Genomic DNA, 20146 nt, shown 5'->3' with positions numbered 1-20146 from the left:
GAGACAAAATGCCGACGCGTTTTATGACCGATCCGCATCAGATGCGGGCGATGGCGGGCCGTTTTGATGTGCACGCCCAAACGGTGGAGGACGAGGCCCGCAGGATGTGGGCGTCTAGCCAAAACATCGCCGGGGCGGGCTGGAGCGGGGCCGCGCAGGCCACCTCCTATGACACCATGGCCCAGATGCATCAGGCGTTTCGCAACATCGTGAACATGTTGCACGGGGTGCGTGACGGGCTGATCCGTGACGCCAACAACTATGAGGCCCAAGAGCAGGCCTCCCAGCACCTGCTGAGCAGCTAGCGGAGCCAAGACCTCTACACGACTTTCAGGAGAACACCATGACGATTAACTACCAGTTCGGGGATGTGGACGCCCACGGGGCCACGATTCGCGCCCAGGCGATGGCGCTGGAGGCCGAGCATCAGGCCATTGTTCGTGATGTGCTGGCCGCCGGGGACTTTTGGGGTGGCGCCGGATCTACAGCGTGCCAGCAGTTCATCACCGAGTTGGGCCGCAACTTTCAGGTGATCTACGAGCAGGCCAACGCCCATGGCGCCAAGGTGCAAACCGCCGGCGCCAACATGGCCGACACCGACGCCGCCGTCGGCTCCAGCTGGGCCTGACCCCGATCTCGCGATCGCGCGGGGCGGCGCCGCTGTCGGCGCCACGAGCCTGCCGAGTTACCCGGCCAGGGGTGAGCGCGGAATCACCGTGGGCCGAAATCCCATCCGGGGCGTCGCACCGTCGGCTTCGCGTCCGCCCGGCCAAGGCATCGTGAGCCCACCGGGCCTGCCGGCCACTACCGCCGATGTGGCGTTAAGGCCAGTACCCGGCAGCGGCACGGCACCGACCGGCACCGTCGTTTCTGCGGCGGGTCCGTCGGTCCAGCTCTGGGGTATGGATAACGCGCCCAGCGGTAGCGCCTGACCCATACTCGCCGACGCCCCGCCGTTATCGAGGCCGCTCACGGTTACTAAGCCGGCCTCTGGACCAAGGTGTTCCACGAAGCTGAAGTCACCCAGCGGCCCTAAGCTGCCGCCCCCATCCGAGAGCGTCTGCGCGCCCGTCAAATCCAGGCCCGCGCCCATGAAATCCATGCCGAGCCCGCCGAGGTCTGCGGCAACGCCACCGGCATCGGCGCCCATACCCGATCCAACACCGGCTGCTACGCCGGCCGGTGAGCTCAGGAAGGACGACAACCCGGCCAGGCCAGGGGAAGCGGTGGTTCCCGCACCGGCGCCGTGGCCGGCGTCCCTGCCGGGGGCATTAGCCAGCGCCATCAGTGCGCTCGTTGGAGAAGAGGCCGGAGAGGATGCGGCTGAGGCTCCGTTGCCGACGGCCGCTTCCGACATTCCCGGCGCGACTGATGCCGACTGCAACGGCTGCGCAAGCCCCCGCAGCGCCCGGGGCACCGCCGAGATCGACGACGTCATCGTCTGGGTGTGAATACCGGCCAAGGCGCCCGCCGCCCGGGTCACCGCGGCGGCCTGGGTCCCCAGTGCCCCGGGCGCGGTGGGGGGTATCGGTGGCGTGAACGGCGTCAGTGCGGTCGCCTGCGCCGAGGCTCCGGCATAGCCGTACATGGCGGCTGCGTCTTGAGCCCACATCTCGCCGTAGTCGGCTTCGGTGGCGGCGATCGCCGGCGTGTTCTGACCGAAGAAATTGGTGGCCACCAGCGCGGCCAGGTGGGCCCGGTTGGCCGCGACCATCGGCGGCGGCACCGTCATGGCAAATGCCGCGTGATAAGCGGCGGCCGCGGCCCTGGCCTGGGCGGCCACCTGCTCACACTGAGCCGCGGTGGCGGAGATCCAGTCCAGATACGGCGCAACGGCGGCCGCCATCGACACCGACGCCGGACCCAGCCAGCCATTGCTGGTCAGCCTCGAGATAACCGACTGGCACGAGGCTGCCACGGAGTACAGATCCCTCGCCAAACCATCCCAGGCGCCCGCCGCGGTCAACAGCGGAGCCGATCCCGCACCGGCATACATCCGAGCAGAGTTGATCTCCGGAGGCAAAGCCCCGAAATCCATTGCTTTTTCCAATCCTATCCAATCCTATCCAATTGTCCTATTGGTCTATTGGCTCCTATTGGCCGGTCGGGTTAGCCGGCGGCGACGGCGTTGGCGGCTTCGGTGGCCGCATAGGAGGCGGCACTGCCGGCCAAGGTGGTGACAAGCAGGTCGTGAACCGCGGTGGCCTGGGCGGCGACTTCTTGATACCTGCCGGCGTGCGTGGCGAATTGCGCCGCGGTCAGCACCGACACCTCGTCGGCGGCTGCGGGGATCACCCCGCCCGTAGGGGCGGCCGAGGCCGCGGTTGCGGCGGCTAGCTCCGCTTCGATGACCCGCAAGTCACTCGCCGCCGCCGACAGCATGTCCGGATATACGCTGACATACGATGTCACGAATGGCATTGTCTTTTCCTAACTTTCAATACAGGGCCAAAACACGCGGCTCCGCTTGGGGTCCCATCCGGGCACCCCGGCGGACGACGCGTCCAGTAAGTGGGTCCACTAGGCGAATCCAATAGGCGAACGACGATCTCGGTCGATCCGGATCGTGACGGTGGCCGAAAGCTGCTCGCAGCCAGCTGGTTAAGCAAATGTTTACTAATCGTTCAACCTTCCTTCAGCTAATCGCTATGCCCCACAGTATTTTTGAAATAGAACGCATATCAAGCGCACTCGCGTGACACATAGAAAACCCATAACTGACAACGTCGCCCGGCACCCATGACAGCGTAAACATTTGAGAATGCGGTGAACTTCGTTACAATCGGGTGTGCGCTCGGGAAGCGGGAGGAAATGACATCGGGGTATGCGCGTGATCAGCGGCCGCGCCAAGCCATCCTCGGGCAACTGCCCCGGATCCAGCGGGCCGACGGATCACCGATCCGGGTGTTGCTGGTCGACGACGAACCGGCCCTGACCAACCTCGTCACGATGGCGCTGCACTACGAGGGCTGGGTTGTCGACGTTGCCCATAATGGGCGGGAGGCGATCGCCAAATTCCACGACGTCGGCCCCGACGTGCTCGTCCTGGACATCATGCTTCCCGACGTCGACGGACTGCAGATTCTGCAGCAGGTCCGTGAAGCGGACGCTTACACGCCCAGCCTGTTTCTCACCGCACGGGATTCGGTGATGGACCGAGTCACCGGCCTGACCGCGGGGGCAGACGACTACATCACCAAGCCGTTCAGCCTGGAGGAATTGGTGGCCAGGCTGCGCGGGTTGCTGCGCCGCTCCACCCATCTGGCCCCACCGGCCGATGAGACTCTCCGCGTCGGCGACCTCATCCTGGACGCCGCCAGCCACGAAGTCTACCGCGACGGTACGCCGATCTCGCTGTCTGTAACCGAGTTCGAGTTGCTGAGATTCCTCATGCGCAATCCACGCCGGGCACTGCACCGCACCGAGATTCTCGACCGGGTGTGGAATTACGACTTCGCCGGCCGCACCAGCATCGTCGACCTGTACATCTCCTATCTTCGCAAGAAGATCGACGCGGGCCGAGAACCGATGATCCACACGGTGCGCGGAATCGGATACCTGCTGCGGCCGCCGGAATGACCCGCGCATCGACCGCCCGGCGCACCATCAATCGGTGGCGCCCACGCTCCTTGCGCCGCCAGTTGTTATTCGGAGTGCTGTCCGTTGTCAGTGTGGTATTGGCCGCCTTTGGCGTCATATCGGTACTTAGCTTGCAGCAGTACGTCACCGCGATGAACGACGCGGAAGTCTCCGAGTCGCTGGACGCGCTGAGCCACTCATACACCAGATACCGGGAAGGCCCACCGGTACACGCGGGCGAGGCGAGCCTCGAACGGGCAATGCTGGGGTTCACCGGTCAGAATGAGGGAAATGTCATCGCGGTACTGCATGGCGGCGTGGTGATCGGGTCGGCGGTCTTCGCCGAAGACGAGCCGCGGCCTCTCCCAGCCGATGTCGTGCGCGCCATCGAGGCGCAGTCGTGGAAGGATGAACCGCCACGCACCGAGGAATTAGGCAGCCTGGGCTCTTACCGCGTCGACAGTCGCTCCGCCGGCGGCGATCGGCTCGTCGTGGGGGTGTCGCTGAACCTCGCCAACCGCGAGGTATTGCGCAGAACGATAACCGCTGCAGTGCTTTTCGTGACCGCATTGCTGATCACAGCGGTACTCACGATATCTGTGGTTCGCTGCGCCCTGCGCCCGCTGCGCCGTGTTGCCGCCAAAGCCGCAGAGGTCGCCGGCATGCCACTCACCGGCGACGACCACCGGATCTCGGTGCGAGTGGAGCCGGGCGACACCGACCCCGACAACGAGGTCGGAATCCTCGGGCATACGTTGAACCGGTTGCTGGACAACGTCGATAGCGCGCTGGCGCATCGCGCCGAATCCGATCGGCGCATGCGGCAGTTCATCACCGACGCCAGCCATGAGCTGCGGACCCCGCTTGCGGCGATCCAGGGTTATGCGGAACTCACCCGCCAGGACAGCGCAGCGCTGCCACCAACCACTGAATACGCCCTCGCCCGCATCGAGTCGGAAGCACGCCGGATGGCGTCGCTGGTCAACGAGCTGCTGCTGCTCTCCCGCCTCGGCGAAGGCGATGACCTGCAGACCGAAGACGTCGACCTGACCGACCTCGTCATCGACGCGGTGAACGACGCCGCGGTGGCCGCACCCGCACACCGCTGGGTCAAGAATCTGCCGGACGCTCCGGTCTGGGTCCGCGGAGACCGGGCGCGTCTGCATCAGCTCGTCAGCAACCTGCTGACCAATGCCGGGGTGCATAATCCGCCCGGCGTGACGGTGACGACGGGCATCACCCGTTGCGAAGCCGGCGTGCCCTACGCCGAGTTGACGGTCGCCGATGACGGACCCGATATCGATCCTGCTCTCCTGCCGAACCTGTTCGAGCGGTTCGTGCGCACGCACCAGGCCCGCTCCAGCGGCTCGGGCAGCGGATTGGGTCTGGCCATCGTCGCCTCGATCGCCAGGGCGCACCACGGCTCGGTCAGCGCCGAGTCCGCGGACGGCCGGACCGTGTTTCGGGTGCGCCTTCCGATGATCGAGCGGCCCACCGAGAAATCGCAACGGACAGGTCGCGTGTGTCAGACGCCGCGCGCCGCGGCCTTGGCCCGCAGCCCTGGCTGCGGACCGTAAAGAAAGCGTCAACGGGGAAGCGGCGGCGCGCCGATCGGGCCTAGCGTCGTTTCAGTCCTCATCGCCGAGCACGAAGTTGCATCGTGGTGACATCGTGCCCGCATGCCGTCGATGATCTGGTTGGTTGTCGCGAACGGAGAGGCTAATGTCCGTGGTTGCCTGCACCGTGCCGATGGTGGGGGTCTTCGCCGCCCTGCTCTTTCCGGAGCGGTTTTAGGTGAGCAACCTATCCGCGGGGATCGCGTTTCTCGCGTCGCTGGTGGCGGCGCTGGCGGTGGCGCACGTGCCGCTGGGCGATTACATGTATCGCGTTTACACCTCGACGCGCGACTGGCGCGTCGAGCGGGTCATCTACCGCATCATCGGCGCCGACCCCAAAGCCCAGCAGACGTGGGACGGTTACTCCCGCAGCGTGCTGGCGTTCTCGGCGGTCAGCATCCTCTTCTTGTTCTTCTTGCAGCTGGCGCAGGGCAAGCTGCCGCTGCACCTGCATGATCCGGCGACGCCGATGACGCCCGCGCTGGCCTGGAACACCGCGGTCAGCTTTGTCACCAACACCAGCTGGCAGGCGTATTCGGGCGAGTCAACGCAGGGCCACCTGGTGCAGATGGCCGGCATCGCCGTCCAGATGTTCCTTTCCGCCGCGGTGGGCATGGCCGTCGCGGTCGCCCTGGTTCGCGGCTTCGCGCGGACGAAGACCGTTGAGCTGGGCAACTTCTGGGTGGATCTGGTGCGCGGCACGCTGCGCATCCTGCTGCCGATCGCATTCATCGGCGCGCTCGTGCTGCTCGCCGGCGGGGTGATCGAGAACTTCCACCTCAACGACCAGGTGGTGAGCACGCTGGCCGGCCCGCGGCAGACCATCACCGGAGGCCCGGTCGCCAGCTACGAGTCCATCAAAGTGCTCAGCAGTGACGGAGGCGGCTTCTACAACGCTCAATCCGCGCACCCGTTCGAGAATCCGAGCACCTGGACGAACTGGTTCGAGATCTTTCTGCTGATGGTGATCGCTTTCTCGTTGCCGCGTACCTTCGGCCGGATGGTGGGCAGCACAAAGCAGGGCTACGCGATTGCCGCGATCATGGCAACCCTGGCCGTCATCAGCATCAGCCTCATCGGGCTGTTTCAGCTGCAGCACCACGGCACCGTCCCCACCGCGGTGGGCGCGGCCATGGAAGGCGTCGAGCAGCGTTTCGGGGTCGCCAACTCCGCGGTGTTCGCCGACGCGGCCACGCTCACCTCCAGCGGCGCCGTCGACTCGATGCACGACTCCTACACCAGCCTGGGCGGCCTGGTGGAGCTGTTCAACATGCAGCTGGGCGAGGTGGCCCCGGGCGGGGTGGGCTCGGGCCTGTACGGCATGCTCGTCCTGGCGGTGATCTCGGTGTTTGTCGCCGGGCTGATGGTCGGGCGCACCCCGGAGTATCTCGGCAAAAAGATCAGAGCACGCGAAATGACGTTCGCGGCAAGCTATCTCCTCGCGACCGAGCTGCTGGTGCTGCTGGGCACCGCGGTTGCGATGGCGCTGCCGGGCGAGCGCGCCAGCATGCTCAACACCGGGCCGCACGGCCTCTCGGAGGTGTTGTACGCGTTCACCTCCGCGGCCAACACCAACGGCTCCGCTTTCTCGGGCCTGTCCGCGAACACGGTGTGGTACAACACCGCCCTTGGCCTGACGATGCTGATCGGCAGATTGCTGCCGATGATCCTGGTGCTGGCGCTGGCCGGCTCGCTGGCCCGTCAGGGCATCACGCCGCAGTCCCTCGGCACCCTGCCCACCCACCGCCCGCAGTTCGTCGGCCTGGTCACGGCCGTGGCGATCATCCTGGTCGCCCTCACCTTCCTGCCCATGCTGGCACTCGGGCCGCTCGCGGAAGGAATCCACTAAAAACGCCATGTTCCACCCGCGTCGGGCAGCGATGGTCCGAGCGGAGTCGGGCCTAGCGACCATCGCCTCGACTATCACCGCGCACCGCTGCCCGGTCACCACCGAATTCTTCGAAGGCCAAACGGTTTTCCTGGTCGCTTCCGGACGGTTGCCGAACGATCGAGTGGCGGACCTGAGAGCACCGGGTCAGACACATCCCCGGATCGAAAAGCGGCCGGCAGGCCGTAAAGAAAGCGTCAACAACCAAACGCCGCGCCCCGACCGCGCTGAACTTCATTTCAGCACCTCACCGTGGAGGGCTAAGCTGCATGACCGGTCGAGGGCCAACTTGCACGGTGCGCGTAGATGGTCGACGATCGTGCTGATCGGCCCGTGTCGCGAACGGAGAGGTTAATGTCCGTGGTTGCCTACACCCTGCTGACGGTGGGGGTCTTCGCCCTGCTGGGCTGGGCGCAGAGGCTGGTCGAGCGACTGTGAGCTACGACAACCTCATCGGCTTGGTGCTCAGTGTGCTCTTGGCGGTCTACCTCGCAGCGGCCCTGCTCTTTCCGGAGCGGTTTTAGGTGAGCAACCTATCCGCGGGGATCGCGTTTCTCGCGTCGCTGGTGGCGGCGCTGGCGGTGGCGCACGTGCCGCTGGGCGATTACATGTATCGCGTTTACACCTCGACGCGCGACTGGCGCGTCGAGCGGGTCATCTACCGCATCATCGGCGCCGACCCCAAAGCCCAGCAGACGTGGGACGGTTACTCCCGCAGCGTGCTGGCGTTCTCGGCGGTCAGCATCCTCTTCTTGTTCTTCTTGCAGCTGGCGCAGGGCAAGCTGCCGCTGCACCTGCATGATCCGGCGACGCCGATGACGCCCGCGCTGGCCTGGAACACCGCGGTCAGCTTTGTCACCAACACCAACTGGCAGGCGTATTCGGGCGAGTCAACGCAGGGCCACCTGGTGCAGATGGCCGGTTTGGCGGTGCAGAACTTCGTCTCGGCCGCGGTGGGCATGGCCGTCGCGGTCGCCCTGGTTCGCGGCTTCGCGCGGACGAAGACCGTTGAGCTGGGCAACTTCTGGGTGGATCTGGTGCGCGGCACGCTGCGCATCCTGCTGCCGATCGCATTCATCGGCGCGCTCGTGCTGCTCGCCGGCGGGGTGATCGAGAACTTCCACCTCAACGACCAGGTAGTGAGCACGCTGGCCGGCCCGCGGCAGACCATCACCGGAGGCCCGGTCGCCAGCCAGGAAGCCATCAAGGAGCTGGGCACCAACGGGGGTGGCTTTTACAACGCCAATTCCTCGCACCCGTTCGAGAATCCGAGCACCTGGACGAACTGGGTCGAGATCTTTCTGCTGATGGTGATCGCTTTCTCGTTGCCGCGTACCTTCGGCCGGATGGTGGGCAGCACAAAGCAGGGCTACGCGATTGCCGCGATCATGGCAACCCTGGCCGTCATCAGCATCAGCCTCATCGGGCTGTTTCAGCTGCAGCACCACGGCACCGTCCCCACCGCGGTGGGCGCGGCCATGGAAGGCGTCGAGCAGCGTTTCGGGGTCGCCAACTCCGCGGTGTTCGCCGACGCGACCACCCTCTCGTCTACCGGCGCGATCGACTCCCAGCACGACTCCTACACCAGCCTGGGCGGCCTGATGGAGCTGTTCAACATGCAGCTGAGCGAGGTGGCCCCGGGCGGGGTGGGCTCGGGCCTGTACGGCATGCTCGTCCTGGCGGTGATCTCGGTGTTTGTCGCCGGGCTGATGGTCGGGCGCACCCCGGAGTATCTGGGCAAAAAGATCAGAGCACGCGAAATGACGTTCGCGGCAAGCTATTTCCTCGCGACCGAGCTGCTGGTGCTGCTGGGCACCGCGGTTGCGATGGCGCTGTCGGGCGAGCGCGCCAGCATGCTCAACACCGGGCCGCACGGCCTGTCGGAGGTGTTGTACGCGTTCACCTCCGCGGCCAACAATAACGGCTCCGCTTTCTCGGGCCTGTCCGCGAACACGGTGTGGTACAACACCGCCCTTGGCCTGACGATGCTGATCGGCAGATTTCTGCCGATGATCCTGGTGCTGGCGCTGGCCGGCTCGCTGGCCCGTCAGGGCATCACGCCGCAGTCCCTCGGCACCCTGCCCACCCACCGCCCGCAGTTCGTCGGCCTGGTCACGGCCGTGGCGATCATCCTGGTCGCCCTCACCTTCCTGCCCATGCTGGCGCTCGGGCCGCTCGCGGAAGGAATTCACTAGACATGCTAACTTCCAGGGCCGATTCGGCTGGTCCAGTGCCCGCCGCCCACTTACCGAGCGGACGGGTTCAGGGTGGGCTGCTCGACCCGAAGATGCTGCTGAAGTCGACGCCCGACGCGCTGCGAAAGCTCGACCCGCGCACCTTGTGGCGCAACCCGGTGATGTTTATCGTCGAGATCGGCGCCGCGTGGTCGACCATCCTGGCGATCCGTGCCTCGTCGTGGTTCAGCTGGCTCGTCGTGTTCTGGCTGTGGTTGACGGTGGTTTTCGCCAACCTGGCCGAGGCGGTCGCCGAAGGGCGCGGCAAAGCGCAGGCCGCCACCCTGCGCAAGTCCAAGGCCGATACCATCGCGCACCGCTTACGGGATTGGTCACCCGGCACCGAGGGCATCCGAGAGGATGTCCGCGCGCCGGAGCTGAGGCAAGGCGACATCGTCGTCGTGGAAGCCGGCGAAATCATTCCCGGCGACGGGGAGGTCGTGGAAGGCATTGCGTCGGTGAATGAATCGGCCATCACCGGCGAATCGGCGCCGGTGATCCGGGAATCCGGGGGCGACCGCTCGGGGGTGACCGGTGGCACGACCGTGCTTTCCGACCGCATCGTGGTCAAGATCACCCAGAAGCCCGGCCAGAGCTTCATCGACCGGATGATCGCGCTGGTCGAGGGGGCCAACCGGCAAAAGACTCCCAACGAGATCGCGCTGAACATCCTGCTCGCGGCGCTGACCATCATCTTCTTGTTCGCGGTGGCCACACTGCAGCCGCTGGCGATCTACTCCAAGATGAATAACCCCGGTGTCCCGAACACCGCGGCCCTCAACAACAACGGCGTCACCGGTGTCGTCCTCGTGGCGCTGCTGGTGTGCCTTATTCCCACCACCATCGGCGCGCTGCTGTCGGCGATCGGCATCGCCGGCATGGACCGGCTGGTGCAGCGCAACGTGCTGGCCATGTCCGGCCGCGCGGTGGAGGCGGCCGGTGACGTCAACACGTTGCTGCTCGACAAAACCGGGACCATCACGCTGGGCAGTCGGCAGGCGTCGGACTTCATTCCGCTCGGCGGCATCACCCCCGAGCAATTCGCCGATGCCGCGCAGCTGTCCAGCCTCGCCGACGAAACCCCGGAGGGCCGCTCGATCGTCGTCTACGCCAAGCAGGCCTACGGGCTGCGGGAGCGCACACCCGGCGAGCTCACCAACGCGTCATGGGTCGAATTCACTGCGGCGACGCGGATGTCGGGCGTCGACATCGATGGGCGGCAGTTACGTAAGGGGGCGGCCAGCTCTGTCACCGACTGGATCCGCCGTCAGGGCGGCAGCCCTCCGACCATACTCGGCGAGATCGTCGACGGCATTGCCGCGGCAGGCGGGACCCCGCTGGTGGTGGGTGAGGTCCGCCACGATGCTGGTGCCGGTCGGGCCGGCAAGAAAGCCGAAGTTCTCGGCGTCATCCACCTCAAAGACGTGGTGAAGCATGGCATGCGTCAGCGCTTCGACGAGATGCGCAGGATGGGCATCCGCACGGTGATGATCACCGGCGACAATCCGCTGACCGCCAAGACGATCGCCGACGAGGCCGGGGTCGACGACTTCCTCGCCGAGGCCACCCCCGAGGACAAGATGGTGCTGATCAAGCGCGAGCAGGAGGGCGGTCGTCTGGTCGCGATGACCGGCGACGGCACCAACGACGCGCCCGCGCTGGCCCAGGCCGATGTCGGGGTGGCCATGAACACCGGAACGAGCGCGGCCAAAGAGGCCGGCAACATGGTGGACCTGGACTCAGACCCCACCAAGCTCATCGAGATCGTCGAAATCGGAAAACAGCTGCTGATCACCCGCGGCGCGTTGACCACGTTCTCGATTGCCAACGACATCGCGAAATACTTCGCGATCATCCCGGCGATGTTCGTCGCGATGTTCCCCGGTCTGGATGCGATCAACGTGATGCGGCTGCACAGTCCGCAGTCTGCGATCCTGTCAGCGGTGATCTTCAACGCGATCATCATCGTGTTGCTGATCCCGCTGGCGCTGCGCGGGGTGCGCTACACGCCGAGTAGCGCGGCAAAGCTGTTGAGTCGCAACCTCTACATCTACGGCATCGGCGGCATCATCGCCCCGTTCATCGGGATCAAATTGATCGACCTGGTTGTCCAACTTCTCCCCGGGATGAGCTGACGTGAGACTCGCCAACCTGATCCGCCTGCATTGGGCGGCGCTGCGCGCGCTGCTGGCGCTGACCGTGATCACCGGCATCGCCTACCCGCTGGCCGTTTGGGGGGTCGCGCAACTACCCGGACTGCGCCACAAGGCGGATGGCTCAATAGTCACAGTCTCCGGAAAGCCGGTCGGCAGCAAGCTGATCGGCCAGCTGTTCACCGACAAGGACGGCAACCCACTGCCGCAGTATTTCCAGAGCAGGCCGTCGGCGGCCGGGTCCGGCTACGATCCTCTTGCCTCCGGGGGCAGCAATCTCGGTCCGGAAAGCATCGTCGACACCCCAGCTGATCCGGCCAAGCTGGCCGCGGGCGCGGACCCGGCCACCGCGGGATTTAAACCCAGCCTGCTCACGCAGGTGTGCTCGCGCAGTGTCGCGATCGGCCGACTGGAGGGGGTCGATGGTTCGCGCCCGTTCTGCACCGGAAGCGGGGTTGGCGCGGTGTTGTCGGTGATCGGTCCCCGCGACTCAACCGGCAATGTGGTGCATCCAACCCGGGTGGTCAGCGTGAATGAGCCGTGCGCGAAGGCGGCGGGCGGACCGGATCAGGTGTTCCTGGCCAGCTACGAGGGCGTGCGGGTGGAGTGCGCTCGTTACGGTGAGGACTACTCGATCGGCCAGATCGTGCCGATCAGGGGTGCGGCGCCCGATCACCCGGCGGTGCCGGCGGACGCCGTGACGGCGAGCGGCAGCGGCCTGGACCCCGACATTTCGCCGGCTTATGCCGACCTTCAAGTGGCCCGGGTGGCCAGGGCGCGCGGGATCGGGCCCGAGCAGGTGCGCGCCGTGGTGCGCGATAACCAGCACGGTCGCCCGTTCGGCTTTTTCGGCGAGCCCGTGGTCAACGTGCTGATGCTCAACATCGAGCTGGACCGCAGATATCCGGTGAAGTCTTGACGTTTCCGGTGGAATGATGTGCGTGTGACCACCGATCGGCCCGTTGCGCCCCGTGTGACGGGCCTTGACGAGCAGATTGCGCCTGCAGCGACCGACCAGCACGAGCCGGTCACGCGCCGAGCGCAACCGCGCCGCCGCGGCGAGTTGCGCATCTACCTCGGCGCGGCGCCGGGTGTCGGCAAGACCTACGCCATGCTGGGTGAGGCGCACCGCCGGCTGGAGCGCGGCACCGACGTCGTCGCCGCGGTGGTGGAGACCCACGGCCGCAAGAAGGTGGCTGAACTCCTCGAAGGCATCGAGGTCATTCCGCCGCGCTACATCACCTACCGCGGGACCCGTTTTCCCGAAATGGACGTCGAGGCGGTGCTGCGGCGCCGGCCGGAGGTGGTGCTGGTTGACGAATACGCGCATACCAATGTTCCGGGCAGCAAAAACTCCAAGCGGTGGCAGGACGTCGAAGAACTGCTCGATGCCGGAATCACGGTGATTTCGACGGTCAACGTCCAGCATCTGGAGAGCCTCAACGACGTCGTGGCCCAGATCACCGGTATCGAGCAGCGGGAAACCGTGCCCGACGAAATGGTCCGCAAAGCAGACCAGATCGAGTTGGTCGACATCACACCGGAAGCGTTGCGGCGCAGGCTCGCCCACGGCAACGTCTACCCGCCGGAGCGGATCGACGCGGCGCTGTCCAACTACTTCCGTGCCGGCAACCTGACCGCGCTGCGGGAAATCGCGCTGCTGTGGCTGGCAGACCAGGTCGATGCCGCGCTGGCGAAATACCGTGCCGAGAAGAAGATCACCGACACCTGGGAAGCCCGTGAACGGGTGGTGGTCGCCGTGACCGGCGGGCCGGAATCGGAAACGTTGGTGCGCCGCGCCTCTCGGATCGCATCGAAGTCCAGCGCGCAGCTCATGGTGGTGCACGTCGTCCGCAGCGACGGGCTCTCGGGCCTCTCCGTACCCCAGATGGGCAAGGTGCGCGAGCTCGCCGCCAGCGTGGGCGCGACGGTGCACACCGTGGTCGGTGACGACGTGCCGAGCGCGCTGCTCGACTTCGCCCGCGAGACCAACGCCACCCAGCTAGTGCTCGGCACCTCCCGGCGATCACGGTGGGCGAGGATCTTCAGCGAGGGGATCGGCGAGGCCACTATCGAGCGTTCGGGGAAGATCGACGTGCACCTGGTCAGCCATGAGCAGGCCCACCGCGGGGTGCCGTTCTCGTCCTTCTCGCCGCGGGCTCGTAACGTTGTGTCTTGGCTGGCGGCCGTCATCGTGCCGTGGGCCGTCTTGGGGATCACGGCGGCCTGGCTGGACCGGGTGCTCGACGTAGGCGGTAAGACCGCCATCTTCTTTGCCGGGGTGATTGCCGTTGCGTTGTTCGGCGGCGTGGCGCCGGCCATCCTGTCGGGGCTGTTGTCCGGTGTGCTATTGGTCTACTTTCTGACCGCCCCCCGCTACAGCTTCGCGGTAGACAATCCCAGCCACCTCGTCACCATAGTGGTCCTGCTCGGGGTCGCGATGGGTATCGCCGTGCTGGTGGACACCGCGGCCAGTCGCGCCCGGGAAGCCAGGCGGGCGGCCCAGGAGGCCGAGTTGCTGGCGCTGTTCGCCGGGTCGGTGCTGCGCGGCGCCGACCTTGACACGCTGCTGGAGCGGGTCCGGGAGACCTACTCCCAGCGGGCGGTGAGCCTGGTGCGCAAGGTCGACGGTGAGTCGCAGGTGGTGGCCTGCGTTGGCAAGGAACCCTGTGTGGCGGTGGATTCCGCGGACACCGCGGTGGAAGCGGGCCAGGAGGGGTTCTGGATGCTGCTTTCTGGCCGGCCCCTGACCGGCCGCGACCGCAGGGTCCTGTCCACCGTCGCCACCCAGGCCGCAGGTCTGGTCAAACAGCGCGAGCTTGCCGAAGAGGCCGGCAAGGCCGAATCTCTCGCGCACTCCGATGAGCTGCGCCGCCTGGTGCTCTCGGCGCTCGGCCACGATCTGCGGACCCCCCTGGCCGCCGCCAAGGCGGCGGTATCCAGCCTGCGCGCCGAAGACGTCAGCTTTTCGCCCGAGGACACCGCCGAATTGCTAGCCACCATTGAAGAGTCGATCGACCGGCTGACCGCGCTGGTGGGCAACCTGCTGGACTCGTCCCGGCTGGCCGCGGGCGCGATCCGGCCGGAACTCGCCCCGGTGTATCTGGAGGAGGTCGTGCAACGCGCGCTTGTCGGCATCGGCAAGCGCACCGCGGTCTTCGGGCACGACAGCCTGGACCGGGTCAAGGTAGAGGTCGGCGGCACGGTAGCCATGGCCGACGCCGGCCTGCTGGAGCGGGTGCTGGCGAACCTCATCGACAACGCGCTGCGCTACGCGCCCGACAGCGTCGTGTGGGTCAAAGCGGGTCGAGCGGGCAAACGGGTGCTGATCACCGTCGTCGACGAGGGGCCGGGCGTCGCCAAGGGCGCCGCGGAGCGGATGTTCGAACCGTTTCAGCGGCTCGGCGACCGCGACAACACCACCGGCCTGGGCCTTGGGCTGTCGGTGGCAAAAGGGTTCGTCGAGGCAATGGGAGGCACCATCCAGGCGACCGACACGCCCGGCGGTGGGCTCACCGTCGAAGTGGACCTGGCCGCGCCTCCCCAGGATCTACGGCCATGACCCGCGCCAGCAACGACGCAGAGCGCGCCGCTGCGGGGGCGCGGCGGTCATGACCCGCGCTGGCGACGACGCAGAGCGGCGCGATGCGAAGGAACGGCGCCAATGACCCGTGTGCTGGTGATCGATGACGACCGGCAGCTCTTGCGCGCACTGCGCATCAACCTGTCGGTGCGCGGCTACGAAGTAGTCACCGCCGCAACCGGATCCGGCGGCCTGCGAGCCGCCGCCGAGCAGCACCCTGACGCGATAATCCTCGATCTCGGCCTGCCCGACATCTCCGGCATCGAGGTGCTCACCGGCCTGCGCGGCTGGATGACCGCCCCGGTGATCGTGCTGTCGGCACGCACCGACTCCGGGGACAAGGTGGAAGCGCTCGACGCTGGCGCGGACGATTACATGACAAAGCCGTTTGGCATGGACGAGCTGCTGGCACGGCTGCGGGCCGCGGTGCGACGGGCGACCGCGGCCGCCGGCCCAGACGATCCGGTGGTGGAAACCAGGTCGTTCACCGTTGACCTGTCGGCGAAAAAGGTGATCAAGAACGGCCAGGAGGTCCACCTGACGCCCACCGAGTGGGGAATGCTGGAGATGCTGGTACGCAATCGGGGCAAGCTGGTCGGGCGCGAGGAGCTGCTCAAAGAGGTGTGGGGGCCCAAGTACGCCAAGGAAACCCATTATCTGCGGGTCTACCTCGCGCAGTTGCGGCGCAAACTTGAGGACGACCCGTCACATCCGAGCCATCTGCTGACCGAGGCGGGTATGGGTTATCGCTTTCAGGCGTGATCGCTAGTGAGCGCTTTGACATCGAATGCGTTATCGGCGTACCACGATTCCCTCTGCCACCACGGAGCGAAGTGTCGGGAGCATTTCTGCGGTTAGCCCCACCGCGCCGTGGGGCGTGCGGGGTTGGGCTTGTCGACGGCGGACACGTGCACCGCGTGGATGCCCGGTTTTGTCGACAGCTGCTCCAGGAGGCTTTCGAGGTGAGCCTTGTCGGTGTGCCAGTGCTGCACCGACTCCGGTTTCTGCGACAGTTCCGCAAGGACACGTTTGAGTTTGTCCGGCGTTTTGCCGTCCTTGCCGCGCCCCGAGCTGGGGCCTTCTTCTCGGGCGCCGGCCCCGCTCACGGCGCGGGAAACGACACCACCGGTGGCGACACCGGTGGCGCCACCGGCCAGACTCGCCAGGGCCATCTGACCAAACAAGTTCCCCTGGCCTACCGCCGCGACCAGGGGAGCGGCAGCCGGGCCACCGCCCTGCAGCACGGTGGCGGCCAGCCGGACCGCCGGGGTGGCCGCAGCCCAGCTCGGCGGCACCGACAACGCCCCCGCCACGCCCGCGCGGCCCAGGCCCGCCGACACCGCCGGCCTGGCCCCACCCGGGCCCACTAGCGGCGGGTAAAGCGCTCCCGGCACCAGCGGGACGGGCAGCTGCCCGGTGGTGAAGCCCCGCGCGTCCAGCCCGAAACCCAAGGTGCTGCTCACCAAGGCATTTCTTGCCGGCAGGGAGGCTGGGGTCGTAAATTCATACGCCTGCAGGCCTACCACCAGCGGGAGGAGGCTACTCAGCAGAGTCTGCAACGAGGGTGGGTCCGCCCCGGCGGGCGCGGCCAGGCGTTGCAGCGACCAGGGCACCGCAGACATCAGCTGGGACATCGGCTGGGACAACATCGACCGCGCGCTCGCGCCGGCCGAGGTGCCGGCGGCCTGGGCGACCACGGCGGCGTGGCTGGCCACCCCACCCGGTGTGGTGATGGGCGGCGGCGAGGTGAACGGTGTCAGGTGGGTGGCGCTCGCCGAAGAAGCGGCGTAGCCATACATCGCGGCGGCGTCTTGCGCCCACATCTCCGCGTAGGCGGCCTCGGTGGCCGCGATCGCCGACGTGTTCTGCCCGAAAACGTTGGTCGCCACCAGCGACGCCAGCCGAGCGCGGTTGGCCGCGATCACCGCCGGGGGCACCGTGGCCGCGAACGCGGCTTCATAGGCGGCCACCGCCGCCCGGGCCTGGGTGGCGGCCTGCTCGGCCTGGGCGGCGGTGGTGCTCATCCACGCCACATATGGAGCCACCGCGGTCGCCATCGCCGCCGATGACGGGCCCCGCCAGCCGGTGGTCAGCCCCGCGATCACCGAGGAGTAGGAGGCCGCCGTCGAACGCAGCTGGCCGCCCAGCGCGTCCCAGCCCGCGGCGGCGGCCAGCATCGGCCCCGACCCCGGACCGGCATACATGCGAGCGGAGGTGACCTCCGGCGCCAACATCCCGAAATCCATCGCTGCAGCCCTTAGCCGGCTGCGACGGCGTTGGCGGCCTCGGTGGCCGCATACGACGCTGCGCTGGTGCCCAGAGCGTTCACAAACATCTCATGGATCGCCGCCGCCTGAGCGCTCACTGCCTGATACAGCTGGGCGTGCGCGGCGAACTGCGCCGCGGTCAGCGCCGAGACCTCATCGGCGGCCGCGGGAACCACCCCCGTTGTGGGGGCCGCCGCGGCCGCATTCTGGGCGCTCATCGCCGAGCCGATGCCCGCCAACTCGCCGGCCGCCGCCGCCAGCAATTCCGGCTGTGTCGTCACAAAAGACATGTTCTCCTCCTCCTTGCCTTGTCGGTGTAAACCAGCGCAGCCCACCGCTTTTAATGCCGGCAACATTGTTGCCGGCGGTCGGCGCCGCCGCGCGGTAGCGCGCAGTCGTTGTCCACCCCCTCTTCGATCACCACCACTTGATCACCGGTAAGTTGAGCGCCCACGCGGTAACTCCGCGCTGTCGATGCGCCACCACCGGGCAACGCCGCGGCGGCAGGCGGGCGCGACCCACCACTCGATACCGGCCCCCAACTCCGGGGCCCGCGACCCGGTGACCGCTCGGCTCGCCTCGGCGGCGCCGAATCCGGCCCCGCACGGGTCTTCGGGGCCAGGGTCGCAGACGACGCGCGCCGCAAGGTGGCTAATCCTCGGGGATCACGATGATGGTGGCGGTGGTGGCCCCGCCGGACACAGCGCCGCCGCCTGCGCCGATGAAGCGCGCCACGCTACCACCGCTACCGGCCATGGCCCGTCCCGCCAAACCCGACAGGGCCATATCGCTGACCAAGCTGCCCTGGCCATCGGCGGCAACCACCGCCGAAACGGCACCCAGGCCGCTGTGCGGCAGCGCGGCGGCGACGGGCCTGATCGCCGGGGCGGCGCTGGCCCAACCCTGGGGCACCGACAGGCTACCGACCACGCCGGCGCGGCCCATGCCCGCCGATACCGCCCCGCCCGCTGAGCCCACGAGAGGTGTCCCCGGACTAACCCCCCCGACCGCGAGTCCCGCCCTCCCGAGGGCGTCCGCGTAGGCCATTTGCATGTTGTAGTTGTTAAAGGGAGCGAGGAAGGTCTGAACGCCCGTGTCGTAATAGGCCCCGAACGGGCTATAGAGGTGCATTGGATTAAAGGCCCCGATGCTGTAACTTGCCAGCGTCAATAGCGTGGTGGGCGCCGGCGGATCAGCCGCCGCGGCGGAAGCCGGCCTGGCAAGGCTGTGCAGCGTCTGCGGTAGCGCGGACAACGCGTGCGAGACACTCGACACGGTGCTTTGCGCGGTGCCAGCCGACGTGGCGGCGGCTCGGCCCACGGTGGCGGCCTGGCCGGTCACCCCGCGGGGGTCGGTATTGTGCTGAGGCGGAACCCACGGGGTCAACGCCGACGCCTGCGCGGCGGAGCCCGCATAGCCATACATCGCGGCGGCGTCTTGGGCCCACATCTCGGCATACTGGGCCTCGGTGGCCGCGATCGCCGCGGTGTTTTGCCCGAAGAAGTTCGTTGCCACCAGCGTCATGAGCAGGCTGCGATTGGCCGCGATCAGCGGTGGGGGCACCGTTGCCGCCACCGCGGCTTCATACGCCGCCACCGCCGCCCTGGCCTGGGCAGCGGTCCGCTCAGCCTGAGTGGCGGTGGCGCTCATCCACGCCACATATGGCGCGGCCGCCGCCGCCATCAACGCCGACGACGGACCCCGCCACCCAGCGGCCAGCCCCGAGATCACCGACTCATAGGCCGCGGCCGCGGAGTACAACTCGGCGGCCAACCCATCCCAGGCCACCGCAGCGGCCAGCATCGGCCCGGACCCGGGACCGGCATACATGCGACCGGAATTGACCTCCGGCGGTAACATCGCGAAATCCATTGCTACACAGCTCCTTCGCTCGGCACAATGGTATCGGCGGCTCGGTGGTCATACCCGACTCCGCTCCGACGCCCAGGGTGATCACGAATATCTCTTGGACCACCGCTATCTCTTGGACTACCGCCGCCTGGGCGCTGACCACCTAATACGGCCGCCGGTGCGTATCGAATTGCGCTGCCGCCAGGTCCGATATCTCAGCAGCGGCCGCTGGAATCATCTCACTCCTGGGCACCGCCACATCGAATGTGCGGCGCTTGTCGCGGAACCGATCCCGAAATTGCCCGCCGCCGCTGCCATTCCGGCTGAATAGTCGGTAGCGCATGCGCATCCCTCCTCAACGACCCGTGGGCAATAACCTAGAACAACCACCCCCTTTGACCCTGATTTTTCAGCCGGGTAGGAGCAATCGCGTGTCGTGACACCGAAACTCCCTTCGTGCAAGGGAAAATCGTGATGTTCGAAGTCATGTCTTCCCGAGCAGAAGAGCACCTGTGTGGTGAATGCTACTGGTTTGTTCTTCGATGTCGATGATGCGGTGGCGGCGAGTCCGAAACACCCGTGCCCACCCGGCTGATCACTGTTGGGAGGACGCGGTGGCGGGGCGGCGTTGCGCTGATACTGGCGTGGCGGACGGCACGCCGGATCCGGCCGCCCGGGTGCCACGAGCGCTTGTAGGCCGAACCGCAGCGCAGCAGGCTGGCTCCGCAGATCACGGGAAAGCACACGCGCTTGTGGGGATGCTCTCCGAGAGCGGGGATTGCGAGCTGAAGTCGAAGCCGAGAACGATGAGCACCTGCCCGATCTGGAGGCGGCCACCAGGTCGAGGCGGGCGTGCGCGCCGTTGGGCGCGTAGCGGGCCACAGTGTATCGGGACGCGACCCACGACAACGGCCGACACCGGGGCCCCGGCCGGCACTGCCAAGCAAGCGCACCCAGGCCGAACGCCACCCGTGT

The 20146-nt window shown here is 67.1% G+C and carries 17 protein-coding genes; 12 read left to right on the top strand and 5 right to left on the bottom strand.

Annotated features, from left to right (window positions below; all coding sequences use genetic code 11):
* Nucleotides 1–8: 8 nt before the first annotated feature.
* Both MSM1_RS12945 and MSM1_RS12940 read left to right on the top strand, forming a co-directional pair.
* Nucleotides 9–305, top strand: a complete 297-nt coding sequence (locus tag MSM1_RS12945) for a WXG100 family type VII secretion target (RefSeq protein ID WP_213440206.1) — start codon at nucleotides 9–11, stop codon at nucleotides 303–305.
* Between the two features lie 38 nt (nucleotides 306–343).
* Complete coding sequence (locus MSM1_RS12940; RefSeq protein WP_213442700.1) at nucleotides 344–628, top strand: WXG100 family type VII secretion target; 285 nt, start codon at nucleotides 344–346, stop codon at nucleotides 626–628.
* Between the two features lie 57 nt (nucleotides 629–685).
* Here the strand turns inward: MSM1_RS12940 and MSM1_RS12935 are convergent, their stop codons facing one another.
* Nucleotides 686–2038, bottom strand: a complete 1353-nt coding sequence (locus tag MSM1_RS12935) for a PPE family protein (protein WP_213442698.1) — start codon at nucleotides 2036–2038, stop codon at nucleotides 686–688.
* Nucleotides 2039–2109: 71 nt separating this feature from the next.
* A complete protein-coding gene (locus MSM1_RS12930; protein WP_213442696.1) occupies nucleotides 2110–2421 on the bottom strand; it encodes a PE family protein in 312 nt (103 codons plus the stop codon).
* 390 nt (nucleotides 2422–2811) lie between these two features.
* Between MSM1_RS12930 and MSM1_RS12925 the strand changes: the two genes are divergently transcribed.
* The 10 genes from MSM1_RS12925 to MSM1_RS12885 all read left to right on the top strand — a co-directional run bounded on the left by MSM1_RS12925 (nucleotide 2812) and on the right by MSM1_RS12885 (nucleotide 15815).
* Nucleotides 2812–3579: a response regulator transcription factor gene (locus MSM1_RS12925; RefSeq protein ID WP_213442990.1), complete on the top strand. Its 768-nt coding sequence runs from the start codon at nucleotides 2812–2814 to the stop codon at nucleotides 3577–3579.
* Nucleotides 3576–5156, top strand: coding sequence for a cell wall metabolism sensor histidine kinase WalK (locus MSM1_RS12920; RefSeq protein WP_213442694.1), 1581 nt, complete (start codon nucleotides 3576–3578; stop codon nucleotides 5154–5156). The genes MSM1_RS12925 and MSM1_RS12920 overlap by 4 nt, the downstream gene beginning before the upstream one ends.
* A 217-nt stretch (nucleotides 5157–5373) precedes the next feature.
* Nucleotides 5374–7044, top strand: coding sequence for a potassium-transporting ATPase subunit KdpA (gene kdpA / locus MSM1_RS12915; protein WP_213442692.1), 1671 nt, complete (start codon nucleotides 5374–5376; stop codon nucleotides 7042–7044).
* Nucleotides 7045–7389: 345 nt separating this feature from the next.
* Complete coding sequence (locus MSM1_RS22445; RefSeq protein WP_282100902.1) at nucleotides 7390–7521, top strand: hypothetical protein; 132 nt, start codon at nucleotides 7390–7392, stop codon at nucleotides 7519–7521.
* Entirely contained in the window at nucleotides 7518–7607 is a 90-nt protein-coding gene (kdpF, locus tag MSM1_RS12910; RefSeq protein WP_236055990.1) for a K(+)-transporting ATPase subunit F, read from the top strand. Before MSM1_RS22445 ends, kdpF begins: the two co-directional genes overlap by 4 nt.
* Nucleotides 7608–9278 (top strand): potassium-transporting ATPase subunit KdpA, encoded by a 1671-nt coding sequence (gene kdpA / locus MSM1_RS12905; protein ID WP_213442690.1) that lies wholly within the window; start codon nucleotides 7608–7610, stop codon nucleotides 9276–9278.
* A 2-nt stretch (nucleotides 9279–9280) separates the two neighbouring features.
* Entirely contained in the window at nucleotides 9281–11452 is a 2172-nt protein-coding gene (kdpB, locus tag MSM1_RS12900; RefSeq protein WP_213442688.1) for a potassium-transporting ATPase subunit KdpB, read from the top strand.
* Between the two features lies 1 nt (nucleotide 11453).
* Entirely contained in the window at nucleotides 11454–12389 is a 936-nt protein-coding gene (locus MSM1_RS12895) for a potassium-transporting ATPase subunit C (protein WP_213442687.1), read from the top strand.
* A gap of 75 nt (nucleotides 12390–12464) precedes the next feature.
* Complete coding sequence (locus tag MSM1_RS12890) at nucleotides 12465–15032, top strand: sensor histidine kinase KdpD (protein ID WP_307857390.1); 2568 nt, start codon at nucleotides 12465–12467, stop codon at nucleotides 15030–15032.
* 102 nt (nucleotides 15033–15134) lie between these two features.
* Nucleotides 15135–15815: a response regulator gene (locus MSM1_RS12885; protein ID WP_213442686.1), complete on the top strand. Its 681-nt coding sequence runs from the start codon at nucleotides 15135–15137 to the stop codon at nucleotides 15813–15815.
* A gap of 92 nt (nucleotides 15816–15907) precedes the next feature.
* Here MSM1_RS12885 and MSM1_RS12880 read toward each other — a convergent pair whose 3' ends face one another.
* The 3 genes from MSM1_RS12880 to MSM1_RS12870 all read right to left on the bottom strand — a co-directional run bounded on the left by MSM1_RS12880 (nucleotide 15908) and on the right by MSM1_RS12870 (nucleotide 19192).
* A complete protein-coding gene (locus MSM1_RS12880; protein WP_213442685.1) occupies nucleotides 15908–17299 on the bottom strand; it encodes a PPE family protein in 1392 nt (463 codons plus the stop codon).
* Between the two features lie 11 nt (nucleotides 17300–17310).
* Nucleotides 17311–17610, bottom strand: a complete 300-nt coding sequence (locus MSM1_RS12875) for a PE family protein (protein WP_213442684.1) — start codon at nucleotides 17608–17610, stop codon at nucleotides 17311–17313.
* A 361-nt stretch (nucleotides 17611–17971) separates the two neighbouring features.
* The gene (locus MSM1_RS12870; RefSeq protein WP_213442683.1) at nucleotides 17972–19192 is read right to left on the bottom strand and encodes a PPE family protein; all 1221 of its coding nucleotides are present in this window, start codon (nucleotides 19190–19192) and stop codon (nucleotides 17972–17974) included.
* Nucleotides 19193–20146: the final 954 nt, after the last annotated feature.

Origin of the sequence: Mycobacterium sp. SM1, assembly GCF_018361265.1 — a bacterium.
Classification (GTDB): Bacteria; Actinomycetota; Actinomycetes; order Mycobacteriales; family Mycobacteriaceae; genus Mycobacterium.
Note: the sequence above shows the minus strand (reverse complement) of the source record. Positions and strands in the feature narration are given on the sequence as shown.